This is a genomic window from Vibrio paucivorans (assembly GCF_054053395.1).
Genome location: NZ_CM133231.1, coordinates 1,578,458 through 1,602,983, shown reverse-complemented (window position 1 = coordinate 1,602,983; position 24,526 = coordinate 1,578,458). Strand labels below are relative to the sequence as shown.

Annotated in this window: 30 protein-coding genes and 1 pseudogene; 20 read left to right on the top strand and 11 right to left on the bottom strand. The window is 45.6% G+C overall.

What is annotated here, in order from left to right; translation table 11 throughout:
• Positions 1-7: 7 nt before the first annotated feature.
• The 3 genes from ACXABW_RS22680 to ACXABW_RS22670 form a co-directional block, all read right to left on the bottom strand.
• Positions 8-562 carry a sugar O-acetyltransferase gene (locus tag ACXABW_RS22680; RefSeq protein ID WP_457525675.1) on the bottom strand — a complete coding sequence of 185 codons (555 nt, stop codon included), beginning with the start codon at positions 560-562 and terminating at the stop codon, positions 8-10.
• Positions 563-778: 216 nt separating this feature from the next.
• Entirely contained in the window at positions 779-1,432 is a 654-nt protein-coding gene (locus tag ACXABW_RS22675; RefSeq protein ID WP_457525673.1) for a cupin domain-containing protein, read from the bottom strand.
• Positions 1,433-1,479: 47 nt separating this feature from the next.
• Positions 1,480-2,247 (bottom strand): SDR family NAD(P)-dependent oxidoreductase, encoded by a 768-nt coding sequence (locus ACXABW_RS22670; protein ID WP_457525672.1) that lies wholly within the window; start codon positions 2,245-2,247, stop codon positions 1,480-1,482.
• A 104-nt stretch (positions 2,248-2,351) separates the two neighbouring features.
• Here ACXABW_RS22670 and ACXABW_RS22665 point away from each other — a divergent pair, with 104 nt between their 5' ends.
• The 9 genes and pseudogenes from ACXABW_RS22665 (at position 2,352) to ACXABW_RS22625 (ending at position 8,242) form a co-directional block, all read left to right on the top strand.
• On the top strand, positions 2,352-2,696 hold the full coding sequence (locus ACXABW_RS22665) for a winged helix-turn-helix transcriptional regulator (RefSeq protein ID WP_457525670.1): 345 nt from the start codon (positions 2,352-2,354) through the stop codon (positions 2,694-2,696).
• A gap of 8 nt (positions 2,697-2,704) precedes the next feature.
• Complete coding sequence (locus ACXABW_RS22660; RefSeq protein WP_457525668.1) at positions 2,705-3,637, top strand: Gfo/Idh/MocA family protein; 933 nt, start codon at positions 2,705-2,707, stop codon at positions 3,635-3,637.
• A 287-nt stretch (positions 3,638-3,924) separates the two neighbouring features.
• Positions 3,925-4,137: a transcription antiterminator/RNA stability regulator CspE gene (cspE, locus tag ACXABW_RS22655; protein ID WP_252033299.1), complete on the top strand. Its 213-nt coding sequence runs from the start codon at positions 3,925-3,927 to the stop codon at positions 4,135-4,137.
• A 341-nt stretch (positions 4,138-4,478) separates the two neighbouring features.
• Complete coding sequence (locus ACXABW_RS22650) at positions 4,479-4,688, top strand: hypothetical protein (protein WP_457525666.1); 210 nt, start codon at positions 4,479-4,481, stop codon at positions 4,686-4,688.
• A gap of 216 nt (positions 4,689-4,904) precedes the next feature.
• Positions 4,905-5,609 (top strand): annotated as a pseudogene (locus ACXABW_RS22645) (class I SAM-dependent DNA methyltransferase).
• 2 nt (positions 5,610-5,611) lie between these two features.
• Positions 5,612-5,827 (top strand): DUF3565 domain-containing protein, encoded by a 216-nt coding sequence (locus ACXABW_RS22640; RefSeq protein ID WP_457525664.1) that lies wholly within the window; start codon positions 5,612-5,614, stop codon positions 5,825-5,827.
• A 55-nt stretch (positions 5,828-5,882) separates the two neighbouring features.
• Positions 5,883-6,476: a TetR/AcrR family transcriptional regulator gene (locus ACXABW_RS22635; RefSeq protein ID WP_457525662.1), complete on the top strand. Its 594-nt coding sequence runs from the start codon at positions 5,883-5,885 to the stop codon at positions 6,474-6,476.
• 107 nt (positions 6,477-6,583) lie between these two features.
• A complete protein-coding gene (locus ACXABW_RS22630; RefSeq protein ID WP_457525661.1) occupies positions 6,584-7,615 on the top strand; it encodes an NADP-dependent oxidoreductase in 1,032 nt (343 codons plus the stop codon).
• Positions 7,616-7,624: 9 nt separating this feature from the next.
• Positions 7,625-8,242, top strand: coding sequence for a glutathione S-transferase family protein (locus tag ACXABW_RS22625; protein WP_457525659.1), 618 nt, complete (start codon positions 7,625-7,627; stop codon positions 8,240-8,242).
• 55 nt (positions 8,243-8,297) lie between these two features.
• On the opposite strand, the gene ACXABW_RS22620 is transcribed toward ACXABW_RS22625, so the two are convergent.
• Positions 8,298-9,452 (bottom strand): response regulator, encoded by a 1,155-nt coding sequence (locus tag ACXABW_RS22620; protein ID WP_457525657.1) that lies wholly within the window; start codon positions 9,450-9,452, stop codon positions 8,298-8,300.
• A 328-nt stretch (positions 9,453-9,780) separates the two neighbouring features.
• On the opposite strand from ACXABW_RS22620, the gene ACXABW_RS22615 reads away from it, so the two are divergent.
• Positions 9,781-11,211: a catalase gene (locus ACXABW_RS22615; RefSeq protein ID WP_457525655.1), complete on the top strand. Its 1,431-nt coding sequence runs from the start codon at positions 9,781-9,783 to the stop codon at positions 11,209-11,211.
• Positions 11,212-11,375: 164 nt separating this feature from the next.
• Here the strand turns inward: ACXABW_RS22615 and ACXABW_RS22610 are convergent, their stop codons facing one another.
• The 3 genes from ACXABW_RS22610 to ACXABW_RS22600 all read right to left on the bottom strand — a co-directional run bounded on the left by ACXABW_RS22610 (position 11,376) and on the right by ACXABW_RS22600 (position 13,122).
• Complete coding sequence (locus ACXABW_RS22610) at positions 11,376-11,825, bottom strand: MarR family winged helix-turn-helix transcriptional regulator (protein ID WP_457525653.1); 450 nt, start codon at positions 11,823-11,825, stop codon at positions 11,376-11,378.
• A 1-nt stretch (position 11,826) separates the two neighbouring features.
• On the bottom strand, positions 11,827-12,309 hold the full coding sequence (locus tag ACXABW_RS22605) for a glutathione peroxidase (RefSeq protein ID WP_265688692.1): 483 nt from the start codon (positions 12,307-12,309) through the stop codon (positions 11,827-11,829).
• Between the two features lie 153 nt (positions 12,310-12,462).
• Positions 12,463-13,122 (bottom strand): DUF899 domain-containing protein, encoded by a 660-nt coding sequence (locus tag ACXABW_RS22600; RefSeq protein WP_457525651.1) that lies wholly within the window; start codon positions 13,120-13,122, stop codon positions 12,463-12,465.
• A 249-nt stretch (positions 13,123-13,371) separates the two neighbouring features.
• Between ACXABW_RS22600 and ACXABW_RS22595 the strand changes: the two genes are divergently transcribed.
• From ACXABW_RS22595 to ACXABW_RS22585, 3 genes are all read left to right on the top strand, one after another.
• A complete protein-coding gene (locus ACXABW_RS22595; protein WP_457525649.1) occupies positions 13,372-14,916 on the top strand; it encodes a long-chain-fatty-acid--CoA ligase in 1,545 nt (514 codons plus the stop codon).
• 171 nt (positions 14,917-15,087) lie between these two features.
• On the top strand, positions 15,088-15,447 hold the full coding sequence (locus ACXABW_RS22590) for a hypothetical protein (RefSeq protein WP_457525647.1): 360 nt from the start codon (positions 15,088-15,090) through the stop codon (positions 15,445-15,447).
• 83 nt (positions 15,448-15,530) lie between these two features.
• Positions 15,531-16,130, top strand: coding sequence for a thiol:disulfide interchange protein DsbA/DsbL (locus tag ACXABW_RS22585; protein ID WP_457525645.1), 600 nt, complete (start codon positions 15,531-15,533; stop codon positions 16,128-16,130).
• Between the two features lie 100 nt (positions 16,131-16,230).
• Here ACXABW_RS22585 and ACXABW_RS22580 read toward each other — a convergent pair whose 3' ends face one another.
• Both ACXABW_RS22580 and ACXABW_RS22575 read right to left on the bottom strand, forming a co-directional pair.
• Positions 16,231-16,839 (bottom strand): short chain dehydrogenase, encoded by a 609-nt coding sequence (locus ACXABW_RS22580; protein WP_457525643.1) that lies wholly within the window; start codon positions 16,837-16,839, stop codon positions 16,231-16,233.
• A gap of 12 nt (positions 16,840-16,851) precedes the next feature.
• The gene (locus tag ACXABW_RS22575; protein ID WP_457525641.1) at positions 16,852-17,841 is read right to left on the bottom strand and encodes a haloalkane dehalogenase; all 990 of its coding nucleotides are present in this window, start codon (positions 17,839-17,841) and stop codon (positions 16,852-16,854) included.
• Between the two features lie 103 nt (positions 17,842-17,944).
• On the opposite strand from ACXABW_RS22575, the gene ACXABW_RS22570 reads away from it, so the two are divergent.
• The 5 genes from ACXABW_RS22570 to ACXABW_RS22550 all read left to right on the top strand — a co-directional run bounded on the left by ACXABW_RS22570 (position 17,945) and on the right by ACXABW_RS22550 (position 20,374).
• Positions 17,945-18,802, top strand: coding sequence for a LysR family transcriptional regulator (locus ACXABW_RS22570; RefSeq protein ID WP_457525639.1), 858 nt, complete (start codon positions 17,945-17,947; stop codon positions 18,800-18,802).
• 181 nt (positions 18,803-18,983) lie between these two features.
• Entirely contained in the window at positions 18,984-19,214 is a 231-nt protein-coding gene (locus tag ACXABW_RS22565; RefSeq protein WP_252033263.1) for a hypothetical protein, read from the top strand.
• Between the two features lie 30 nt (positions 19,215-19,244).
• Complete coding sequence (locus ACXABW_RS22560; protein ID WP_252033262.1) at positions 19,245-19,613, top strand: VOC family protein; 369 nt, start codon at positions 19,245-19,247, stop codon at positions 19,611-19,613.
• A gap of 32 nt (positions 19,614-19,645) precedes the next feature.
• Positions 19,646-19,981, top strand: coding sequence for a RidA family protein (locus ACXABW_RS22555; protein ID WP_457525638.1), 336 nt, complete (start codon positions 19,646-19,648; stop codon positions 19,979-19,981).
• Positions 19,982-20,125: 144 nt separating this feature from the next.
• A complete protein-coding gene (locus ACXABW_RS22550) occupies positions 20,126-20,374 on the top strand; it encodes a hypothetical protein (RefSeq protein WP_252033258.1) in 249 nt (82 codons plus the stop codon).
• Between the two features lie 15 nt (positions 20,375-20,389).
• On the opposite strand, the gene ACXABW_RS22545 is transcribed toward ACXABW_RS22550, so the two are convergent.
• Positions 20,390-21,418, bottom strand: a complete 1,029-nt coding sequence (locus tag ACXABW_RS22545; protein ID WP_457525637.1) for a metal-dependent hydrolase — start codon at positions 21,416-21,418, stop codon at positions 20,390-20,392.
• 220 nt (positions 21,419-21,638) lie between these two features.
• Positions 21,639-22,217, bottom strand: coding sequence for a TetR/AcrR family transcriptional regulator (locus tag ACXABW_RS22540; protein ID WP_252033254.1), 579 nt, complete (start codon positions 22,215-22,217; stop codon positions 21,639-21,641).
• Positions 22,218-22,359: 142 nt separating this feature from the next.
• On the opposite strand from ACXABW_RS22540, the gene ACXABW_RS22535 reads away from it, so the two are divergent.
• The gene (locus tag ACXABW_RS22535; protein WP_457525636.1) at positions 22,360-23,400 is read left to right on the top strand and encodes an alkene reductase; all 1,041 of its coding nucleotides are present in this window, start codon (positions 22,360-22,362) and stop codon (positions 23,398-23,400) included.
• Positions 23,401-23,771: 371 nt separating this feature from the next.
• Positions 23,772-24,386, top strand: coding sequence for a response regulator (locus tag ACXABW_RS22530; RefSeq protein WP_457525635.1), 615 nt, complete (start codon positions 23,772-23,774; stop codon positions 24,384-24,386).
• The last annotated feature ends 140 nt before the right edge of the window (positions 24,387-24,526 follow it).

The window sequence follows — 24,526 nt, the reverse complement described above, 5'->3', positions numbered from 1 at the left end:
ACACTTACTATTCGATCGGCTTTATCACTTTACACGGATTGCCCGCAGCTAACACATTGGCTGGAATGTCTTTGGTCACCACACTGCCAGCTCCAATGACGGTGTTTTCTCCAATAGAAACGCCTGGACATACAATCACACCACCGCCTAGCCATACGTTGTCGCCAATCGAAATGGATTTGCCGAATTCAACACCATCAACGACTCGCCCTTTCACATCGAGTGGATGGCCTGCAGCATAAATTTGAACGTTCGGAGCAAACATTACATTGTCGCCAATCGTCACTTCGCCAACATCTAATACAACGCAATTGAAGTTAGCGTAAAAGTTTTTGCCTAGCTTAATATTCGAGCCATAGTCACAGCGAAAAGGCGGCTCTAAATAGGCATCCGGCGCATTAGGAATCAGAGCATCAATGGCACTGCGCCAATCAGGGGTATTAGGCAGGCTATTGTTCAGTTTTTGCATTACTTCACGACAGGCTACCCGTTCTGCGACAAGCTGTTCATCCCAAGCGTTATAAGGTTCACCAGCCAGCATCTTTTGTTTTTCAGTTGTCATAGTAGTTACTTCGGTATTGTTCACGGTAGAAATTGAAAACAGCGGAATCCTTGCCTTAATCGTCCGTTTAGATGTGATCTTTTATTTGAAAGAAACACATCAAAAGGTAACGCTACTCTATACCGAATAGCGTTGTTCGATTTTACGAAGATTATGGCTTTGCCGCAAAAAAGCATCGCTGGCTGATGAAACCGATTCACCGTTTTACTACTCCGGTCACGCTATGGGTAAGTGACCCGTTTTGACCAAGATGATTGTTTCTTCCTCAACGTATGGAAAATGTTCACTCATATGTGGACTGCGAATCCAGCTCCCTGCTGGATAATCACCATGTTCATCTTTGAATGTTCCCGATAGCACAAAAATCTCTTCGCCACCAAAGTGTCGGTGAGGCTGAAATCGCTCTCCCTTAGGCCACTTAACCAAGGCAACATGTTCGTGCTCAAACGCATGCAATGGCATCACCATTAACCCACCTATTCCCGGTAGCCATTCGGCGTTCTTTGTATCGACGCGCACCTGTTCCAAATCTCGCGAATCAAACTGGTTGAGCTTAACCAGTATCGTACACCCTTTACTACTGAAGGGAGCATGAGCACTACCAGGGGGATTTCGTAAGTAAGTCCCCGCTGGAAAGTCGCCAGTTTCATCAGAAAAAACGCCATCCAATACAAAGATTTCTTCGCCATGAGGGTGAGGGTGGGAAGAAAAGCTCGATCCCGCCTCATATTTCACCACACTAGTGGTGTGCCCAGATTCTTTTTGCTCTCGCTCAAGTGGTTTGCGCCACACGCCAGAGGCCGGGCTGGCGACCCAATCCATTGACTCGGTTTCAATCACGATGCGCTGTGAAAAATCCATGTTAAGCATTGCTCTGCTCCTCGAAATTAGTGGTGTATTACAACATGATATAAACGCTAGTTTCTTCCAGCGATCACACCACCATCAACATCCCATATCGCACCGGTAACCCAGCTTGCTTGATCAGACAATAAGAAGCTGACACTGTTTGCGATATCCGTTGGTGTCCCTACTCTACCAATCGGGTGAAAGTCATTAAAGCCCGCAAGAGCCTCATCCAAATCTTTCGGGTCAATAAAAGATTCGTAGATAGGGGTTTTCACAACCGCAGGAGAAACGGCGTTCACTCGAATACCATATTCGGCCAGCTCCATCGCCATATGTTGGGTTAGCGCATGGAGCCCAGCTTTTGCCATCGAATAAGCAGAAGATGGTGTGGCTTTAATGGCTTGCTTCGCCCACATAGAACCTATGTTCACTACCCGCCCACCTTTGTTTTCGATCATTCTACGCGCCACCGCCTGAGTGATTTTAAATGTCGCTTTATTCAGAGTATGGTAACGCTCGTAGTCTTCATCAGTATGATCGATAAAAGATTTAGGGCTAAAGTACCCTGCTGCATTGACCAAGTAGCCAACCTCTTGGGGTAACGTTGCGACTTGCTTAACAAAGCGGTCGACGTCTTCAGAGTTGTATAGATTGAGCTGAACACCGCTGGCTTGTCCCACACGATTTAGTGCCTCTAGCGCATTCTCTAGTTTGTCAGCGTTGTTTCCTACTATGATCACTGGGACATTGTTTGATACTAACTGCATTGCCGTTTCAAAGCCCATACCACTTGTTCCACCAATAATGAGTGCGATACCTGATTGAGTAAAAGTCATTTTTTGTTCTCTCGGTTAGTGTCTACGTGATAACCTTAGAACCAAGCTAACCTTATGAATAGTAAGTACAAATAAGTAGGGTAGGTACTTTTAGGTACATCTTTATGAATAACAAAGAAAAACTTTTTTCAAGAAAGCTGGCACCACAGAGTAGTGCACGTATGGTCGAAACCATCTATGGCTGTAAATGGTCATTAACGGTGTACCAATTGCTTGCAAACGGCGTCAACCGCCCCGGCGAAATGGTGCGCAGTGTTGAAGGTTTGAGCACTAAAGTGCTCAACCAATGCTTAAAAAAGAACGTCGAATTTGGGATATTGCAGAAAAACGTGTTTAACGAACTCCCTCCTCGAGTGGAGTATGAAGTGACCGAGTTTGGAGAAAAGTTTCTCGCTATCCTCGATCAACTCGACACACTGCAACAAGAAATCGATCGTCAGCTATCCTAGGAGTCAGAATGAAAATAGGTATTATCGGATTAGGCGATATTGCTCAGAAAGCCTACCTTCCGTTCATCACACAACAGCCTGGTATTGAGCTTATATTCTGTACTCGCAATCAGCAGACGCTGTCGCAATTAGCCAGCCAGTACCGAGTACCCCAAGTTTGTGACGATTACCGTCAGTTGCTCAAACTGGGTGTAGATGCCGTCATGATTCATGCAGCCACCAAAGTACACTTCAGCATCGCCTCATTTTTCCTTAAAAATGGAATTCCGACCTTCGTTGATAAGCCTTTAGCGGATTCCGCGACTGAAGTCGAACACCTGTACGCGCTAGCGGCATTACACCAGCAACCGCTGTACGTAGGTTTCAATCGTCGTCATATTCCTCTATACAACCAACACATTCCCGAGTTGGCTAAAGGTAGCATTGGTCAGTTGCTCTCTTTGCGTTGGGAGAAACACCGCCACGCTCTGCCAGGAGACATTCGCACGTTTATCTTCGACGACTTTATTCACCCCTTAGATAGCGTCAACCTCAATGCGCAGGCAAACATCGACGACGTGTACATCACATATCAAATGCATGGTGACCAACTAGCTAGACTGGATGTGCAATGGCAAGCGGGAAACACGCTATTACACGCTTCGATGAATCGTCAGTATGGCGTGACCAACGAAACAGTTTCAGCCTGCTATGAAAACCAAGCGTTTCAATTTGGGTCATTCATGGAAGGTGCTCATTGGCATAACAGCACCGAGCAAAAGCTGTCACTCAAAGACTGGACGCCCATGCTGGCGAGTAAAGGCTTTCACGCCATGCTATTGGATTGGTTCTCTGTTGTCGAAAGCGGGAAAGTAGCGGAGCATATCATTGACCGCAACATTGCCAGCCATAAACTCGCTGAAGCCATCTGCGAGAAAATCACCAAGCAATACCAAGTTTAGCTAGTGTCTATACTAAGGCGAAGCCCACAAAGCAGCCCATTTGGACTGCTTTGTGGTTGTTTATAAAAATAATCCTTTACAATGGTTCGGACTGCTGTAGTATCACCCTCGCTCTGTAAGCAGAGTTATTTAAGAAACATTAAGTAAAAGCAAAACTTCAGAATTCCTTCGTTAAAGTTGTAAACCTCTGTAACTCCCTTAGCTTCATCGTCTAATAAATAATTCAGCATTCAGTGTATTCGCATTAAGCGAAGTTTTATGAATTTAATCTTATAAGGGACATCAACATGTCAAACAAAACAACTGGTACTGTAAAATGGTTTAACGAAGAGAAAGGCTTCGGTTTCATTTCTCAAGAAAACGGCGGCGCAGACGTATTCGTACACTTCCGTGCTATCGCTTCTGAAGGTTTCAAAACTCTTTCTGAAGGCCAAAAAGTGTCTTTCGAAGTAGAGCAAGGCCAAAAAGGCCCTCAAGCTGCAAACGTTGTAGCTCTATAAGCTCTCAGCTTATTTTCGCGAGCAGGCCCTGCCTGTTCGCGACCTCTCTTCGCTCGACTCTCTCACTTTTCTTCTGAAACCCATTACCTTCAATTACCGCGACATAACCTATATCGCTTAGCTGCAATAGTATTGTTGCATTACTGCCACTAATTTTTCTTACAAGCGTAATAAATACGTCATTAAACGACCCTAAATTTTATTACATACCTAGGTGTTACGACTTTTTCGTAGCGCTGTTTTTAACTTAGAGGAACTCTCATGTCTCGTACTACAGGACGACATCGTTTTTGGTTTTATAAAAGCCGCGACAACAAAGTAAAAACTCACAGAGGACATAAATGAATATAGATTTTACTATCTTTAAATCCAACACTCAGTGGAGTGCACGCGCCCACCAACTCAACAGTGATTTTCTGCTGCGCAATGTACTCACCCATGGTCACGTTGCAGACCTAAATTTACAGTTCGCGTATGATGAAACTACTCATTCCGGACTTATTACCAACCTAAACAACCAAGTGATCGGCGATTTCACCGTTCGATTCTAGTTTGCCAACCGCCACCAACGGCAAACCCGAGCGATTCTATCGACAATAACAGCCATGATACCGCCGCCAGTATCAGGCTAAACAATTCCTCCACATCATCAACTTCCATTACAGCCTTAATTACTCACACGCTATCGCGTTCTATTTCAAACAAGGTTTACCATTGGAGCGACACAGTATAAACTCCGCCTCCCTTTAGCGAACCGAGGCCGAACTATGTCATCTTCCATGTATTCAACTCACGCTAAGCAATACGATTTAGCTATCCAAGACAACCTTTATAACGCGCACTTTGAAAGACCAAATACGCTTGAATTAGTGGGTGATGTTGCCGGCTTGAAAGTGCTGGACCTAGGCTGTGGCTCCGGAGTGTATGCCCAAATTCTTCTAGAGAATGGCGCCGACCACGTGACTTGTATTGATGCCTCTGAAGAGATGGTCGCTCTTGCCAAGGAAAAGCTCAGTAATTAGATCAACGCCTATGAACAGGACTTACTTCTTGGACTGCCGAAAGAGTTGGATAACCAATACGATGTTGTGATCTGCCCATTGATGTTGCACTACCTAAAAGATGTTTCGGTCTTGTTCGCGGATATCGCACGAGTGATGAAAAAAGGTGGCCGATTTGTATTTTCAACTCACCACCCATTTGCCGATTTTGAGTATTCGCAATCAGGCAACTACTTTGATATAGAAAGAGTGGTCGACACATGGAATACCCTTGGCGAACCCGTTGAAGTGGTATTCTACCGCCGTCCTTTAGTCGATATCACCAAAGCATTGACTGAAAACGGCTTAGTCATCAGTCACCTAAGCGAAGGTAAGGTGTCTGAAGCGCTTAAGCAAAAATGTGCGCAGACCTATCAACGCCTATCGACCAAACCTAACTTCCTGTTCGTTCGCAGCGAAAAGCCAACTTAAATATGAAGCAACCAATCATCGGTTATCACCTCGATGAACTGCAAGACTGGGTCGCAGAGTTACGCTGCGGCCACTTTCAGCATGTTCGCCACCAGCCTCCTTTCATCTGCCGGCCATGGGTCGTGAGCCAGCAAGGCCGTAGCTCAATGCTAGGTTTTGAGCTGGGATGCAAAAAATGCGATGCGGGTGCGCCCAAGGACACTGATACCTCTAACTAAATTTTGATTATTCCGCCACTAGACGACTGGTCTAATTTAGCTTATAGTCGCGCTTATGAATACAAAACCGCAAGACACAAAACAGCACATCCTTGATGTCGGCTACCAATTGGTCGTATCAAAAGGCTTTACCAGTGTTGGGTTATCAGAACTACTTAAAGCCGCTGATGTCCCTAAGGGCTCGTTCTACCACTACTTTAAGTCGAAAGAGCAATTTGGTGAGGCTATGATTCAGGATTACTTCCAGCAGTACTTTGCTAGAATTACCGCGTTGCTGATTGACGGACAAGGCAACGGCTTTGAGCGCCTCACCGATTATTTTTCACGTTGGATGGAAGTAGAAAATGGCGTGTGTAATGCAAACAAGTGTGTAGTTGTGAAGCTCAGTGCGGAAGTCTCGGATCTTTCCGACACTATGCGCAGCGCATTGCAAACAGGTGCTGCTAAAATTGTGTCTATCATCGCGACATGCATTGAAGCAGGCGTTAAAGACGGCTCTATCCGCAGTGCCAACAGCCAGGTAACCGCCCAAATACTTTACCAAATGTGGCTCGGTGCAAGCTTACTCCAGAAGCTCAACCATGACTTGTCTACGCTGTCGCAAACAATGGACACCACTAAACAACTGCTCATTGGTAAGCCACTATAGGCCACTAATGAGAGCGCTAAGCCCCGCCGAAGTACGGCGGGATTTTTTGAAATCAACACTAGACGACCGGTCTAATTATAGAAAGATAAATAACCAAGGACTCTCCAATGACAGATCACAATCGCCAAATCGTACTCGCCTCACGCCCAATCGGCGCTCCAATTACCGATAACTTCCGCTTAGAACAAAGCTCAATTCCACAACCATCGGAAGGGGAAATGCTGCTTCGCTCCGTTTACCTATCACTCGACCCATATATGCGTGGACGCATGAGCGATGCCAAATCGTATGCCGATCCGGTTCAAATTGGTGAGCCTATGGTAGGTGGCACAGTGTGCCAAGTAGTGGAATCTCGTCACGCTGATTTCGAGCAAGGGGAATGGGTACTCGCCTTTACCGGTTGGCAGGATTACGGAATCTCAAACGGTGAAGGCCTGATCAAGCTGGGCCAAAATCCGACTCATCCGTCATACGCACTGGGTGTGATGGGTATGCCAGGGTTTACTGCTTACATGGGGCTATTGGATATTGGCCAGCCTAAAGCGGGAGAAACCATTGTCGTTGCAGCCGCAACAGGCGCTGTTGGTTCTATGGTTGGGCAAATCGGCAAACTAAAAGGATGCCGTGTTATCGGAGTTGCCGGCGGAGAAGAAAAATGTCAGTACGCCAAAGAGGTATTAGGATTTGATGATTGTATCGATCACAAAGCAGGCAATTTCTCACAGCAACTGGCCGAAGCCTGTACCGATGGCATTGATGTCTACTTCGAGAACGTAGGTGGTAAAGTCTTCGATGCGGTAATGACTCTACTCAATACCGGGGCTCGAATCCCGTTGTGTGGTTTGATTTCGCAATACAACGCTACAGCCCTGCCAGAAGGCCCGGATCGCATGTCGATGCTCATGGGGCAACTGTTAATCAAACGCATCAAGATGCAAGGGTTCATCATCTTTGATGACTACGCACACCGTTATCACGAGTTTGCTGCAGATATGACCCAATGGCTATCAGAGGGCAAAATTCACTACCGCGAACACTTAGTCGATGGGCTTGAAAACGCACCAGAAGCCTTCATTGGCCTACTCGAAGGTAAGAACTTCGGCAAGCTTGTAGTGCAAACAAATCAACCATTATCGTAAGGAAACACTATGATCACTTTGCACCACCTTAACCAGTCACGTTCAAAGCGCATTATCTGGCTGCTAGAAGAGCTCGAGGTGCCCTATCAAGTCGAAGCTTACAACCGTGATAGCGTGACGTTCTTAGCGCCACCAGAGCTAAAAAGTATTCACCCACTGGGTAAGTCACCTGTCATCGAAGATAACGACTTGGTGATCACAGAATCCGGCGCGATTACGGAGTACTTGATCCAAACTTATGGAAACGGAAAGTTTGCCCCAGAGCAAGGTACAAGAACACATACCGAGTACTTGCAATGGTTACATTTTGCGGAAAGTTCAGCCATGCTACCACTATTACTGAAAATGTTTGTCTCAAAAGACGGTGCACAAACCAACTTTCTAGCCGATTATGCGGATGCTGAAATCAAGAAAGTGATCAGCTACTTCGATAGCAGCTTAGAAGGTAAGACTTACTTAGTTGATGAAAAACTCACTGGTGCTGACATTATGATGTCGTTCGTCGTCGAAGTGGTGGCTAAGTTTGGTCTTATTGAGCACTATCCAAACATTCAGCGTTACGGTGAACAGCTCAAAACTCACCAAGCGTTTAATCGCGCTGAGCAGATCGAAATTAAATACGGCTAACACAGCAGCAGTTAAAAAAGGGCTTAACGACACGTTAAGCCCTTTCTTCAGCAAACTAAAACAACTCAACATCCCCATCGTCAGGTGGATCTTGCGGTGGCTCCCTTAACGACTCAGTAGTAATGTCTAATGATTGAATTTTATCGGCGACAGATTGCATTAACACGTGGACATCGTTTAAGTCTTCTTTGGCGAACATCATCGACTTTAGGCCTTCCTCAAAAAGTGTGAGTAGCTCTTCTTCTTGATCGCCTACCAGCCCCAAAGTGTAAAAGCTGGAGTTCAGTCGATGAACGGAGTTGCCATAGGTTTCAGAAAACCTCGCATCGAAGCTAGCGGCTTTTTCTGCCACGCCTTCCATCGAACAATTTATCTCTTCTAGCACATCCACTAACGTTTTATAGCGTTTGAGATCCTGATATTTAGCCTCCAAACCTTCAACGATCACCGCAACCACATCCTGCAAAATACCTATTTTGACTTCATCGTCTTCGGGAAGGTTCTTAATCAAAATAGCGCAGTTTTTTTCATTTAAGATCAACCGGTTGCCAAAGCGAAATACTCGCCCTTTGGTATGAAGCAAATCAAATATGTTACGCTCAATCGGACTCACTGTGACATCAACATTGTCGAAGTAGAGGTCTTTATCATCTCGAATCACCATCGAGGCATGCAGGCCATAGCTGTCCATTGATTTAAACACAAAGTAGCTTAATTGCTCGATAAACTGACAAGTAGCTAAGCCACGGAAGAAATGCAGCACAGTGCCATACATACTGGCTTCTTGCATAAAGTGGCGTGAGGTTTCTTTGGCCTGCTGACACTCAACCTGCAACGAACGCTGCTCAGCCAAAAACTGTTCGATCACTTCCAGCTTTGCCAACACCTCTTCACAGTTCTCTTGCGCACTGATCACCTCAATTGCGCCCGCCTCATATACTCTCAAGCGCTCTTCTAAAGAATCAACATGCGTGAGGTAAACAATGGCACTACCAGTAAAAGAAAAAGGTTGTTCAGAATGCGCTGAATCTTCGTCGTAGAGTTGGCTGTCGACGATCACAATTTCGGGTTGGAATTCACTGTGGACACGATGAACGGTGCTAATGTCGTTCACCGTTTTGACATCGTAATTCATACTAAGCTTGTCTAACAAAGCGACTGAGCGACTGCGATTTTCGCCCACAATTAACACTTTGCATCTCTTACTCATACTAGCCACCTTTCAATGCTATTGTTGCACTGTATCCAATAAGCTTAGTGCAACTTATCACATAATCAATAAGGCGACGGTTCTCAAGGTAGTTGCCTTAATCCACGCTGGCTAACAATTCACTGATTCAATAATCAAAAGCTACTTAACCAATTGATTTGACAATAATTTAAACGATAAAAAATACCTATCAAATTAATAACCTAAATCAATTTCCCGAGTGTGCTGGAGTTCTATATTCTAACTGCAGATTGATATTTCGCAGGCTTCAAGGGAAGCCACAGCAGAGTATCACCAATGCTGCATAACCCTGGAAAAGGAACATGTCATGAGTAAGAAACTAACTACCGCTGCAGGTTGCCCTGTTGCTCATAACCAAAATGTACAAACGGCGGGGCCTCGAGGCCCACAACTTCTACAAGACGTATGGTTTCTAGAAAAACTGGCTCACTTTGACCGCGAAGTGATCCCAGAACGTCGAATGCATGCTAAAGGCTCTGGCGCGTACGGTACCTTTACCGTTACCAAAGACATTACTCAATACACTCGCGCTAAGCTGTTCTCTGAGATCGGTAAAAAGACTGAGCTGTTTGCTCGCTTCACAACCGTTGCAGGAGAGCGTGGTGCAGCAGATGCAGAGCGTGACATTCGTGGCTTTGCGCTGAAATTCTATACCGAAGAAGGTAACTGGGACTTGGTAGGTAACAACACGCCAGTATTCTTCCTTCGTGACCCACTGAAGTTTCCAGATCTTAACCACGCTGTAAAACGCGACCCACGCACAAATATGCGCAGTGCAACAAACAACTGGGATTTCTGGACCTCTCTGCCAGAAGCATTCCACCAGGTCACTATCGTAATGAGTGATCGTGGTATTCCTGCAACTTACCGCCACATGCACGGTTTTGGTAGCCACACATTCAGTTTTATCAACGCCGACAACGAACGTTACTGGGTAAAATTCCACTTCAAAACTCAACAAGGCATCAAAAACCTCACTGACCAAGAAGCGCAAGACTTGATTGGCGAAGACCGCGAAAGCCACCATCGCGACTTATACGACAGCATTGAAAACAAAGACTTCCCAAAATGGACTATGTACGTACAGATCATGCCAGAACTGGAAGCGGACGAAGTCAACTTCAACCCATTCGATCTCACTCGTGTTTGGTCGCAAAAAGACTACCCACTGATCGAAGTGGGAGAGTTTGAACTCAACCGTAACCCTGAAAACTTCTACGCAGAAGTCGAGCAATCTGCCTTTAACCCTGCAGCTGTTGTACCAGGTATTGGTTTCTCGCCAGACAAGATGTTGCAAGGCCGTTTGTTTGCTTACGGGGATGCTCAGCGCTACCGTTTGGGCGTTAACCATCACCAAATCCCAGTTAATGCACCACGTTGCCCAGTACACAGCTACCACCGCGATGGGGCAATGCGCACCGATGGTAACTTTGGTTCTACCATCGGTTATGAACCAAACCACAAACAAGAATGGGCGCAGCAACCAGACTACTCTGAGCCACCGTTACGCATCTCGGGCAATGCCGATCACTATGATCATCGTGTAGATGAAGATTACTTCACTCAAGCCGGTGACTTGTTCCGCTTAATGAGTGAAGAAGAGCGCCAACGTCTGCTCGACAACACAGCCCGCTCGCTAAACGGTGTCCCTGAATTTATCCAGCAGCGACACGTAGACCACGCCTTTAAAGCTGACCCAGCTTATGGCGAAGGTTTGAAAGCTGCACTAGGCTTATAAAACCAATAAAAAGCGAGGCGCTATGACGCCTCGCTCATTCAAGTAATGTTAGCGGCTAAGGATATCCACTATGAAAGAAATCTCATTCTTTAAGTTATTCGACACCTGTGAACTGTTTATTTTTTACTAAACAAAGTATTGGGTGATAAGACTGCACATCGGATCTACCGCTCTAACGTGTCTATCAATTCGTGCAGCAGCGCTTTGAGCTGCTCGGCTTTCTCTACATCGTAATCAACATTTTCAATCAGCTGACTAGGTAAACAAGAGAGCTCTTGCTGCAGTCGACCACCTTGCGCGGTGAGGTGGATAAGCATCTTGCGCTCATCATCTTCATCTCGTTGGCGGGAGATCAGCTCTGATTGTTCCATCCGCTTTAAGATTGGCGTTAGGGTATTACTGTTCAGTAGCGCTTGTTTACCAATCTCACCCACAGTGATGCCATCTTGCTGCCACAAAATAAGCAAGATGATGTATTGCGGGTACGTCAGGTGATGTTGATCGAGCAACGGCTGATATAAGCGAGTCACCAAGCGAGATGCGGCATAAAGGGGAAAGCACAGCTGGTTTTCCAACTTCTGATGCTCCTCTCCTTTAAAAGTCATTTTTGCCATGCTATTTCGCTAACGCTTTTTGAATATGTTTCTCTAGCGCGTCTGGTTTGGTGGTTGGTGCGAAGCGTTTGATCGGCTGGCCATCTTTACCAATCAGAAACTTAGTGAAGTTCCATTTGATTCGGCTACCCAAAACACCTGGAAGTTGCTGTTTTAGATACTTAAACACCGGGTGGCAGCCCTCTCCGTTCACTTCGATTTTTTCACTAATAGTAAAATCCACACCATAGTTAATTAGGCATCCACCTTGGATCTCACTAGCGCTGCCCGGTTCTTGGTTTCCAAACTGATTACAAGGGCAACCTAAAATGACCAAGCCTTGATCAGAATATTGTTGATGAAGCTTTTGCAAACCTTCGTATTGAGGGGTTAGGCCGCATTGACTTGCGGTGTTCACGACCAGCACAGCTTTGCCTTCAAACTGGGAAAAGTCTAGAGGTTGGCCTTGTAACGTGGTCATTGAAAGTTGGTGAAATTCGCTCATTGTTCTGCTCCTGTATCGGCTTGAGCAAAATATATCGCGCACGATATAATTCCACAACGATAGTTCAAAAATTGAAGTAATTCCAAATGTCGCTTAATCGTAGCAGTCGTGCCTTTTAACCCAAGCCATGGTGTAAGGGAGATCTTGCTCGTCTCACCCTTTAGGCACTAAGTCCATCAAATGATAAGCGCCATTGAGCATGTCTAACCCTCTGGCATAACAAGAATAAGTATGGAAAACCTCACCATGGTCGTTTTTCACAAACACGCTTATCCCAGGAGCTTCCAAGCTAGGGAACTGGCTGGGACGGTAGTTGTAGACTGCTTGCCCAGAATCGATCTCCTGTTGGCTAAAAGAGACATTGAAGTCCGAATTAAAGGAATTAGAAAAAGACGAGACCCAATCAAAGCTCCAACCCATACGCTTTCTGTAGTTCTGAAGTTTGTCTAAGGACGCCCGAGAAACAGCCACCAAGTGAATGTCTCGCTGATTTAAATGCGTCACAATCGGATTGAAGTTATCAGCCCAAAAGGAACAGCTCGGACACCCTTCTTCCCAGTCGGGACCATACATAAAGTGGTACACAATGAGTTGGCTTTTACCAGCAAACAGCTCAGTAAGCGATTTCGTCCCGTCTTCGGTTTCAAAAAGATAATCTTGGTTAATTTTACGCCAAGGCATGTCTCGGCGCTGCTGACTGAGTTCATCCCTCAATTGAGTAAATTGTTTCTCTTTTTCTAGTAGGCTCTGCCTCGCCGCTAGCCAATCTTCATCTGAAACCACTTGTTTTTTGAACTCACTGTTTTCACTCATTGCTCTACCCTTTCATCTGCTTTTGCTCGCGTTCCCCGAGCAGCTTTCTTGCCTTAAAGGTAGTTGCGAATTCCCTATTGTGCGCCGTAATCATTCACCAGAAAAATGACTCAATATGATACTTATCACACATTAACGAATTGAAACACAACCGCGCTTTTACGAAGTAAAAAACCCGATGTTGATAACATTTTATTTACATAAGCCGATGCAATAATCGGTTCGATAACTAAGGCAATGGATAAGACTATGATAAATCTAGCAACGGCTTTACAACGCAGTGCAACCTGCTCTCCAGATAAAACCGCGATCATTTGCGGTGATGTTGAACTCAGCTATCAGAAGTTCAACGATATTTCCAGCAAGATCGCCAGTGCTCTTATTGAGCAAGGGGTAGAAAAAGGCGATAAAGTGGCGTTAAGCTGCTTCAACATTCCATACTTCCCGCTGGTCTATTTCGGCATCCTTAAAGCGGGCGCCTGTGTGGTCCCACTTAATGTGTTACTGAAGAGTCGTGAGATCGCTTATCACTTAAAAGATGCGGATGCGAAGTTCTACTTCTGCTTTGAAGGTACATCGCAACTACCAATGGCAACCGAAGCGATTGAAGCGTTTAAGCAAGTAGACAGCTGCAAACAACTTTGTATTCTTACGGCGGATCAAACCGCCCTTGAGCATCAAGGGTTTCCTACGCTCAGTGCATTGATCGCCACCGCTGAGCCTATTGCACAAGCCGCAAATACCCAAAGTGATGACACGGCCGTCATTTTGTATACCTCTGGTACTACAGGCCTGCCAAAAGGAGCAGAACTGACTCACAGTAATATGCTCACCAATGCGTTGGTGTCGAACGATTTAATGTCGGCCACTTTTGATGATGTTCACATCATCACTCTCCCTTTATTCCACTCTTTTGGCCAAACGGTTCATATGAATGCAGCTGTCGTTAGCGGCGCCACTATGGTTTTGGTACCTCAGTTCACTCCAGATGGGGTACTGAGCCTTATCGATAAGTACAAAGTGACGCTATTTGCAGGTGTACCAACTATGTATATCGCACTTCTGGCAACACAAACCGAAGCAGATATCAGTTCACTACGCCTTGCTATTAGTGGAGGTGCATCGCTCAACCATCAGGTCATCAAAGAGTTCGAACAGCGTTTTAACGTCGCTATTTTGGAAGGGTATGGCCTCTCTGAAACCAGCCCTGTGGCAAGTTTTAATTACCAGCATTCTCGTCGCCCAGGCTCAGTCGGATTGCCAATTCTGGGAGTCGAGATTCAAGTCGTTGACCTTGAAGGCAGACCAGTGGCTCAAGGAGAAAAAGGCGAGATTACTATTCGTGGCCACAATGTCATGAAAGGCTACTTGAACCGCCCCGAAGAAACCGAAGCAGCCATTCGAAACGGTTGGTTTCACACTGGGGATATTGGCTATTTCGACGAAGCAGGCCACTTGTACATAGCTGATCGCTTAAAAGAAATGATCATTCGCGGTGGATTTAATGTTTACCCACGTGAAATTGAAGAAACCTTTATGACTCACCCAGATGTTGCCATGGTTGCAGTAGTCGGTATTCCTGACGAACATTACGGTGAAGAGATTAAGGCCTTTGTCGTGCTAAAACCAGATGCACAAATCGACAGCAGACAGCTGCAACAATGGGGGCAAGAACAGTGTGCCGCTCATAAATACCCGCGCTATGTTCAGGTGATAGATAAACTCCCTATGAGTGCAACCGGAAAGATCCTCAAACGAGAGCTAAAATCTGAACACGAATCTAACGCAGACTAACGCACAGTCACTACTGATAACCATTAAGGCCAGACATGCTCTGGCCTTCTTCATGTTCATCATCAGGATTTTCTGAACCTGTAGGGTGTAAATCGACAAAACTGTAAAAATTATTGGCGTCGGCAATGGCAATTTGGGTATGCTTGCTGTTCACCTCGATAAGGTTACGTCATGCCAAACGTGTTAAAGACAATTTGGATTACGACATTCACTCTGTTTGCGATGCTTTCAACTAGCCTATTTGTTGAAGCCAAAGCCAGTGGTGAGGCCTTGCGAGTACTTCACACCCAGTCAGAAAGCCAACAAAACGTTGATGTAGCCGCCAATTGCCCTGACGAGCAACACGGCTCGAGTGACCATGGTGTGAAAAACCATCAAAGTTGCAGTTCCACCTGCATACTCAAAATGCCGAGCCATCGCGCTTTATCTGAATTGGCTTATCAAGATTTTTCTCTAGCCCCAATTCCACCCGATGGCGCAATTAAACCGGTACTGATTGCCCAAGGGCTTTACCGGCCTCCAATCGTTTAATTCCATTCAAATAATCGAACTTAACTTGGCTTATTTCATTAGGCCAATACTGTTGTACATAAAATTTATGGAATTATTCAATTATGAAAAAGCTATTTGCTCTATTTACCGTACTGCTAATGAGTGCATCTGTTGCGGCAGCGCAATTTGAAGAAGGGACACACTACCAGGTATTGGATGTAGAGAAGGCTTCTAAGCCTGTTGTCACTGAGTACTTCTCGTTCTACTGCCCTCACTGCTACAAGTTTGAAGGTGTCGTTGAAAACCTGAAGCCAGCTCTGCCAGATAACGCGCGATTTGAAAAAGTACACGTAGCTTTCATGGGCAGCAACATGGCTGTTCCAATGGCTAAATCGTATGCAGCAATGGTGGCTCTGAAAGTGGAAGATACAATGGTTCCTGCCATGTTCAGACAGATTCATGAGCTACGCCAACCACCAAAAAATGAAGAAGCACTGCGTCAGATATTCATCGATAACGGCGTTGATGCAAAGAAATTTGACGCAGCTTACAACGGCTTCGCTGTCGATTCGATGCAAAAACGCTTCGATAAGAAGTTCCAAGCAAGCACTCTAACAGGCGTTCCTGGTGTTTTGGTTAACAACAAGTACATTGTAAAGCCGGACAACATTCGCAGTATCGAAGAGTACAACCAACTGGTGAACTACTTGCTGACCCTGTAACCACTGCTATAGGCGATACAGTTAAGCTCAATAATGCCCCGTTAAATCGGGGCATTTTTATTTTCGCCGCTACTCGTTAGTAAGCAGAACTCCATCCAATCTACAGGTAGCTACCCCCTTGTGCTTGTAGTACCTGACCATTTACATCCTTACTCACCGCCGCAGCGTAATACGATGCCACATCCTTAGCGGCGATCCCCGTGCTGCTATCCATTCCCCACGATTCCATCGTTTCTTTGACGATGCTTGGGCTGATCGCATTCAACCGCTGTTCGTTAGTCATGTCCAGCGCAGCGCTGCGAACAAAAGCATTGACAGCAGCGGTACCCATTGAAATCGCTACCACACCCGGCATCGGATGATCTGCAGCAGCTCCCGATGTTAACGTAATCGAACCACCGTGATTTAAGTAATTCAAACCAATTCGTGCGACATTCACTTGCCCCATCACCTTGTTGTTAAGTACTGTTTGATAACCGGCATCATCCGTTTGTTGCAAGGTTCCCATTTCTCCGTTACCCGCCATGCTAATGATGGCGTCGACCTTTCCTACTTGCTCAAACAAACGTTCAATGGACTGCTTGTCTTCGATATCGACACGGAACTCGCCTTGGCTGTACCCAACACTGATCACTTCATGCTGCTGTTGTAGGTTATCAACCACCGCTTTGCCAATCACACCATTGGCACCAATCGCTAATACTTTCATTTTCTTTCCTCGTTAATATTGGGTTTGCGCTAACCACTCTTGAGTCAATCGCGCGAGCTGTTTAGGTTGATCTTCTTGAAGGAAGTGGGAGGCATTAGTAACCGTATGATGCGGCTGCCCTTTCGCTCCAGAGAATTTGGTTTGGAAGTGGATGTCGTACCCTCGTCCTGCGAGAAAAGGGTCACTGTCACTAAATAAAGTCAGCACAGGCTTATGCCATTGCTTTAAGCGTTGCCAATCGGCATTCACTTGGTCCAGTTCAGAGGCCACAATCTCCGCCATCTTTTTCGGCCCAGCAGCATATTCCACCGATGGAAACGGCGCGTCGTAACCGCTCATGTCATCGTTCGACAGTTGGCGAGTCGTTAAGGCTTGGATCACCTTGCCAATTTCCAATGGCGCACTATGACGGAAGTAACCCGCCCAGTTGCCGTAGTTAATCTTGGACGATAGGTCTTCAATACTTGGTTTGCCCGCCATGGCCGCCATGACTTTGAGTACCTTCGGCACCATAAACTTCTCTAGGCCCTTCATCTCAGCCAGTGCCGTATTCGATAGCACCAATCTATCTAGCCATTGCAGTTCGCGAGCCAAAACTCGCAGGCCAATCATGCCTCCCCAGTCTTGGAAAAATCCGGCAGCGTGCTTAATGTTCAACTGCTTAACAAAGCTGTGCATCCAATCGACATGATTGCCATAGGTATGAACGTCGGAGCTGAGCGGCTTATCCGATTTTCCAAAACCAATTAAGTCCGGAGCAATCACTCGATAACCTGCCGAAACCAACTCGGGGATCATATGTCGGTACAAATAGCTCCACGATGGTTGGCCATGAAATAGGAATATCACTTTGGCGTTCGATTTTCCTTCGTCGACATAGTGCATGCGCATGCCATCAACCGACACGTAATTAGGCTGAAATGGATAATCTGTTAAATGTTCGAATGCGCTGTCGGGTGTACGTATCGTCTTCGGTTTCAGTGAATGAGTTAAGCTATTCATGGCTCTACCTCCGTGCTGTTTGGTTGGCTTAGACACACTTTAGGCAAGCTAATGGTCAATAAAAAGCATAGAATTTTGCACAAAATGGTCATATTATTTGACCATGACAAATTTAGAGCACCTGTTGGTTGTGGAAACTATCTGTACAGAAGGCAGTCTCCAGAAAGCCAGCGAGAAACTTCATAAAGTCCGATCCGCTGTTTCCTATTCTGTGAAGCAAGTGGAGTCTTTCTATGGCATCCAAATTTTTACGCGTGATACTTATCGGCCAGAGCTGACGGCTGAAGGTAAAGTGTTGATTGTTCAAATCCGCCGCCTACTCAAGCAAGCCAATGAATTCGAAGCGTTTGTCAAAGAGTTGAAAGGAGAGCAAGAGACGGAGCTCAAGCTCGGAATAGGCTCAATCTTCCCAATAGAAAGAATCACTGACCTTTTGCTCGACTTAAAAACAACCTTTCCAGCCACAACGATTCACCTAGATATCGAGGTAGCGTCGGGCGAGCGTAAATTACTGGATGACGACGTTGATATCGCCATCTATGGCAGTCCTTCACGGCACAAAGCTATTGATTATCAGCTGATTGAAACTATCGATGTCCCGTTGGTGGTATCAAATAAAATGCCATTGAGCAGATTAGAGAGCGTCAGCGAAGCCGACCTCTCCCACTACCCTCAAATTGTGATGAAATCTTCGGATCTCAAAGCGCCAGACACGCACGTTGTCGATGACGCACTGAAGTGGTTTGTCACTGACCTCACCACAAAAAAAACACTCATCACCGCAGGGCTAGGCTGGGGAAGGATGCCCATCCACTTGGTTGAAAAGGAAATCGAAAATCAGCAGCTTACATGCCTTGAAACGCTTGGTTCTCTGCAACTGCCAATATACGTTGCTAAAAGAAAGAATCAGCCTTTGGGCCCAGTAGCAAAGAAGATTTGGCAATATTTTTCCGAAAAATAGACCATATCACCTCAATGCCATTTGGGCATTTTCTGGGCGATAGTCATGTTTTACAACGCAAAAGAAACGCGTTGACTCAATGTGAAGACACTCTAACAATCTGAATCTGACGAACGTTTTTTGCACAAATCGCTTTGTTACTATGAAACAATTATCAACGATGAATCTCAGGGATTGATACATGTTTGATGGTTACCTCATACACACCAAACGCTTAGCACTCGAATTTTGCAAATACTACTTAGCGTCAGTGCTTGTGCTGGGTATCAACGGTGAACTGTTTAATATGGCGCTACGAGTTTGGTCTAACAATCAGATGTCTTTTTATAACGATGGCTTGTGGCAGATTAATCTCATCCTGTCGTTCTTTCTAACTTGCTGCGTGATGTTTTCTAAATACTGCCCTGAATAAGCAAACTTGCCCAATCAAGAGGATACCTCAATGATCTTGAACCACGTTTCCGTTGGTACTCAAAACCTAACCTTGGCAATTCAATTCTACGACGCCGTTCTGGCTACCTTGTCCATCGCACGCTCTCACCATATCGAAAATATTGCGGCTGCCTATGGCGAACAATTTGAGTTTTGGGTTGGTCATCCTTGTGAGAACCCTGCAACCTCAGGCAATGGCACACACATCGCGTTCAACGCTCCAAGTCAACAAGCAGTAGATAGCTTTTATCACGCAGCCATGGAGCAAGGTGCGCAATGCGAAGGTAAGCCAGGCTTACGCCCAGAGTATGGCGAAACATACTATGCCGCCTTCGTTAGAGATTTGGATGGAAACAAAATTGAGGCAGTTCACTTCTAATCCATAAGCATCGGACATTTCAAGGAGGAATCATGACGATAGAAAACCGACTAAGCGAGCTGGGGTTAACGCTACCAACAGCAAGCGATCCGCAAGGCAGTTACTGTAATTGCGTAAGAACAGGCAACTTACTTTATGTCTCAGGTAAAGGCCCAGTGGCTGGGTTATCAGAAGTTCCAAAAGGCAAGATTGGGCAAACGTATTCCGTTGAACAAGGATACCAGTTCGCCAGAGCCACAGGCTTAGATATTCTCGCTGCGGTTAAACTCGAGTTAGGCTCACTCGATAAGGTCACCCGTGTTGTGAAGCTGCAAGGTTTTATCAATGCCACCAGCGATTTTGAGCAACACCCAAAAGTCTTGGATTGATGCACAGACCTAATGGCAGAAGTATTCGGAGAAAAAGGCGTTCATGCTCGCTCTGTCTTCGGTGCGTATTCTGTGAGAGGAAACTTACCGCTCATCATAGACTCCATTTTTGAAATTCAAGCTTAGGGCGCTGCGGCCAACATCATGCGTAAACTTCAAATCGATACCTATAGCCTCAATCGGCAATCCATAAAAGATAGCACTACCTTGCCTCTCTTTATGGCCAAAGCGATGGCAAAACGTATACCGAAAGCCCTGGCGTCTAAGTTCGATGAAAACGGTGAACAGTTAGAGCAATTGGTACAAGCAGTAGTCGATGCTAAAGAGACCGGCGTGATCTATGAAGTGGTGGCAGAAGATGAAAACGAACGTATTGTGTTTTCAATCTTCTAGCCTACTTGGCACACACTAGCGCTGGTAAGTTATATCCATTGTTTGTAGGTTCGCATCTATGCTTTGATCACCTTTTAAGCGTTGCCATAACACACCTAATAGATCTAAACCTCGTTCACTTGGAAAGCGTTGTGTTGATTCTAATAGCTGCCACTGACCATCGCTCCCTTTCTCAGCAAAGACGAATTCAAACGACAAGTTATCTGCCATACCCAGCCTTAAATCCGACACGATCAACGCATCATCTTCCACTCGATAATTGAGGTAGTTGTGAGAAAATGCCTCTAGCCCTACCAATGTAGGTGGCTTCTCTTCTAATGGCCAGCTACCTAGCGGCCTAGCAACGAAATCAATCGCTTGGTCTTTATCTAATACCGACGCCAAACCTTCCCAGTACTGACCATCATCCATGACCACGACTCTCCACAATAATGTGTTGAACGCCGTTGGCGTAATCAGCACTTGCTGGTTAGGTAAGTTCTGAGCTGCGAGGTTTAGTTCCACTCGATTGGCAATGGTTTGTTGTGACGCGTACCCCCAACCAAGGTAGAGCGTTGAAAGCAGAACAACACTCTGACACCAGCGTCCTCCATGTTTTTTGGAAAACAACGCCACGCCGATGGCGAGCAGCAATGGTAAGGTGTATAGAGGATCGATAATGAACACATTTCGCAATTCGAAATAGCCTTCAAACGGCCAAATGAGTTGGGTCCCGTAAGTGGTCATCGCGTCCAAAAGAGTATGCGTGACCAATACGCTTACGGTTAAGAAAAATACCCGAGACAGGTTCCAAAATGCGTCTGGTCGCCAGCGACAATATAGCCAAGAAATCAGCAATGCGAACGGTGGTAAAACGAGCAATGAATGGCTGAAGCCACGATGTTTAATGGTGTTTTGAACAGCGTCCCCGTAATCAAGCATGACATCAAGATCGGGTAAAGTGCCAAGTGCTGCTCCCACCAGCAGTACTTTAGCATTACATTTTTTGCCAGCAATCGCGCCAGCGACTGTTGCACCGAGTGCCGCCTGAGTTATTGAATCCATATTGCCGTGTTCTTTTTTTCACATGTGATTAGGTTACGTTGAACTCGAAACTAAAGTTCAGTTGGGAGAGTGTCAAACGTAGAAGCCACTCTAGCTTTGCTCTTTACCTACTTTTACATTATCGACATGACACACCAGCATAAAAATACCAGCCAATTCATGCTTGGCTGGTATTAAAAGTATCATGTATGGAACCGTAAAAATTGCCTCTACGCGAAAGCTATTTACCAATGCACTCTAACAATTGAGCCGCTAGATTTCTCAATACCCCAGCTTCAGGCTTGGTATGGGAAAAAGTACGAATACCGTAGATACCCATCACCAAGAACTGGGACAAAGCCTGACAGTCTTTGGCTTGGTCGATCTCTCCAGCTTTTTGCGCTTCAATTAATTTGTCGGTAAACGCTTCCTGCCAGTCCGTCATCATATGACCGATAATGGCTTCAGCCTCATCATCTTGCTGTGACAACTCGCTCATGGCTTTTTGCAGTAGGCAATCTTTGATTTCTTCACGTTCGCACTCGGCAACAACGTGGTCGAGGTACGCTTGAATACCCGCCAAAACTGTTGGCGATTGATCGAACAAGGCTTGAAATTCGGCGCTTCTCTCGCTGCGGTAATGTTCTAAAGACGCCAGTAATAGCCCGCGCTTGTTAGAAAATGCACAGTAGATCGACCCAGGATGGAGGCCAGTCGCCTTTTTCAAGTCCTGCATACTCGTTTTGCTGTAGCCCTTACTAATAAAGGCATCCATGGCTGAACGTAATACTTCTTCACGGTCAAACTCGGCACTGCGCATAATCGTTCTCAAATCAATTTAGATGTTGCAAGTTTAACTTATCTTGAACAATCGTTCAAAAAGTTCTTGAATGATCGTTCAAGATGGACTAACTTGAATGGGCGTTCAAGAATATCACCCAAAGAATTCAAAAAGGCTCAGTATGGAAAACTTATTTCAACCTTATGCTCTAAACGACACGATTACTCTACAAAACAAGATTTTGATGGCGCCACTCACTCGTTGCATGGCGGACGAAAACTTAGTTCCAACCCAACAAATGGCTGACTACTACGCTCGACGCGCAGAAAGCGGTTTGATTATTTCTGAAGCGGTAATTATTCGCCCAGACGGTCAAGGTTATCCAAATACACCAGGGCTATTCTCGCCAGAGCAAATCAACGGATGGCGCACTGTCACTGATGCAGTGCATCAGAAAGGCGGTAAGATCTTCGCTCAACTTTGGCACACTGGTCGTGTGGCACACCCACACTTCTTTGATGGTGAATTCGTACTTGCACCGTCAGCTGTTGCAGTAGACGGCACCGTACCTCGCATGAGAGAACTGTCTTACACCGTGCCGAAGCCAGCAAGCAAAGAAGAAATTGAGCAACTAGTAGCGGACTACAGCCAAGCCGCAGCCAATGCGATCGATGCAGGCTTTGATGGCGTTGAGATCCATGGTGCTAACGGTTACTTGCTCGACCAATTCTTACATTACAGCAGCAATACTCGCGATGATGAGTTCGGTGGTAATCCAGAGAATATGGCACGCTTCCCATTGGCTGTGATTGATGCAATTTCAGAGCGTATTGGCGAAGACAAAACTGCCCTACGATTATCTCCGGGAGCATACTTCAACATGGACCCAGATACTCGCGATCGCCAAGTATTCGATCACCTGTTAGCACAATTGGAACTGCGTAATCTAGCCTATCTACACGTCGGTATATTCGATGACAGTATGGAATTCGAGTACCTAGGCGGATCAGCATCAAGCTACATTCGCGCGCATTACAGTAAGACACTTGTTGGTGTTGGTAGCTACAGCGCAGAAACGGGCAGCGCGGCGATTGAGGCAAACAAGTTTGATCTACTTGCCATTGGTCGTCCATTTATTGCCAACCCAGACTACGTTGCAAAAGTGAAATCGGGCGAAGCACTCGTTGAATACTCTGATGAAATGCTCGCGTCACTTGTGTAGTTAGTAACTTCGTTCCTAAGACTTTGAGCAATCTTTTGCCTTTTCATTGCTCGCTATATCACAGGGGAAGGTCTAACAGTAACCTACCCCCCTGCTTTGCCGCCACTCACTTGCTGGCGGCTTTTTCTTATCCTAATTACGCCCTTTCTAATTTGGTTATTACCCGCTTCACTGGATGCTGATCAGTCGCTAATTTCTAAATCTGATCAATCCCTTTCTTACATTGCTCGGAAATAGCTGACATCTCTCTGACCGTCTTTCCACTTTGGCAACTACGACTTTCCACACTTTCATACAAATCTCCTCTACATTTGCGTTCTAAATCAATGGGCAAGGAACTCTCAACTCAACCTAATACAAGAGAGATTACAATGAACTCAAACCATATTCTTATCATCGATACTTTTCCCATCGTCCGCCGCGCACTAGAACTTGAATTACGTACCGCAGTACCAAGCGCTCACTTTTATCACACGGACTCTTGCCAAGAAGCAGCAAAAATTTTACGAGCAAATGAGATCGATATGATCTTGCTTGATGTCGATTTAAATGATGGCAGCGGCCTTAATTTAGTGTCACGTATTCGCCGCCAGGGCTTCGCTGGAAAAATCCTATTTATTTCATCGAGCAGTTTTCCAAAAGTCAGCCAAACAGCGAAAGATGTAGGTGCAAACGGCTACATTTCGAAGACAGAGCCTTCTAACCTGATCCGCGATGCCATTATGGCTGTAAGAAGTGGTTATTCTGTGTTTAAGCAGGAGTCCGCGAGCACAGCCACATTCCAAGATTTATCCAAACGTGAATCGATTGTGCTGAACTACCTCTCTAAAGGTTACTCAAACAAAAAAATTTCTGAGCTGCTGTCGCTTAGCTCTAAAACAGTCAGTACCTACAAACGCCGAATTCTTAAAAAGTACGATGCTAACTCAATCATCGAAGTCATGAACCTAGAAGAGATGGCATCAGGTTCAGCATTGCATTCATAGATAATCAGTTATTCGATAACCTGGTATTTTCACTACAGCGTAAAGTCACCTTAATTTGGCTCAACAACTGTAGTGAAAGTGCCAACTGTAGTTCATCAGACATTAGTTAACACCTCTTTAGTCTCTCCCTTTTATTGAAC